This is a genomic window from Leisingera sp. F5 (assembly GCF_001593695.1).
Window position 1 is genome coordinate 1 of the sequence record NZ_LUKH01001191.1, and the last position, 1,205, is coordinate 1,205.

Genomic DNA, 1,205 nt, shown 5'->3' on the forward strand with positions numbered 1-1,205 from the left:
GCCGGTGGTAATCCAATGGGCCAGCGCCTTGATGGTGACGGTGCTTTCCAAGGGCAGCGGCGCGGTGGCCAGCAGGTCCAGCGAGCCGTCCTCCCAATCCAATGCCAGCAACCGGTCGAGGGACAGCAAGCACGCCAGCAGCGCGCCCAGCCACAAAACACCCGGTGCGATCTTGGACAAAAGATCGGACTGCGGGCCGACAGAGAAAGGCACCATCACCGTCACGATAAGAAAGAATGCAAGACCCAGGCCAAAACCGCCGCCCGCCCGGAAGGCGAGCTTCAGATCCCGCAGAAGAAGCGCAATCACAGGAAACCTCCGTCGAAGTCATCCAGCGCCAGAGGCTTGGCCTTGTAAGGGCCGACATCCAGCACCTCCGCCTCCAGCCCTAGGTCGATGTGGGTGGCGATCAGGGCTGAACCGCCCTGCCCCAGATGCGCCCGCACAGCGCCGGCAAACATGGCGACGGAGCTGGTGTCGAGGCTGACCGTCGGCTCGTCCATGATCCAGATGGGCCGGCCCGTGACCAACATCCGGCTGAGGCCCAGGCGGCGTTTCTGCCCCGCAGACAAGGCACCTGCCTGGCGGTCGCGCAGGGTCAGCAGATCAAAGCCGTCCAGCGCCTGTTCAATCCCATTTCTGCCAAAGACGCTGGCCCAGAAGGTCAGGTTCTCTGCCACCGTCAGCGTTGGCTTCAGCCCGTCGGAATGGGCGGCATAAGCGATCTGGTCCTCGGCGCCCTCGACCTGCCCTTTCAGCGGCGGCTGCAGGCCTGCAACGGTGCGCAGCAGCGTGGTCTTGCCGACCCCGTTAGGGCCGCGCAGGATCAGCGCCTTGCTGGGTTCCAGCGCAAAGCTGAGGCCCTCCAGCACCGGGATGCCACCGCGCGCCACGCTCAGATCCGTCACAGTCAATGTCATGAAGTTCGCTTATCCCGTTGTGCCCGCGCATCAAAAGACCATGCAGCCGCGTCCCGCTTTGCGGCAGGTCAAATACATCTTCAGAAAGTCAGACCACCAGCGCCGCCATCGCAATCCGGCGCCCCTCGGACAGCAGCACATTGTAGGTGCGGCAGGCCGCGGGAGAGTTCATTGCCTCCACTCCCAGCCCGGCCTCCTCCAGCGCCTTATGCAGCTCTGCCGGGATATGGGCGATCTCTGCCCCGGTGCCGATGAACAGCACGTCTATCTCCCCGGCCAAAGCCA

3 protein-coding genes are annotated in these 1,205 nt (G+C 64.2%); all 3 read right to left on the reverse strand.

The annotated features are described in order from the left end of the window. On the reverse strand, positions 1-309 hold a 309-nt coding region (locus A2I95_RS40030), incomplete at its 3' end, for a heme exporter protein CcmB (protein WP_291737892.1). Next, entirely contained in the window at positions 306-920 is a 615-nt protein-coding gene (ccmA, locus tag A2I95_RS40035; protein ID WP_027259177.1) for a heme ABC exporter ATP-binding protein CcmA, read from the reverse strand. The genes A2I95_RS40030 and ccmA, both read right to left, overlap by 4 nt. Positions 921-1,008: 88 nt before the next feature. Continuing rightward, positions 1,009-1,205: Mth938-like domain-containing protein (locus A2I95_RS40040; protein WP_291737893.1), on the reverse strand; the 197-nt coding region annotated here is incomplete at its 5' end.

Coding starts and splice junctions, on each gene's coding strand:
- ccmA (WP_027259177.1), bottom strand. CDS start 920: ATGACATTGACTGTGACGGATCTGAGCGTGGCGCGCGGTGGCATCCCG.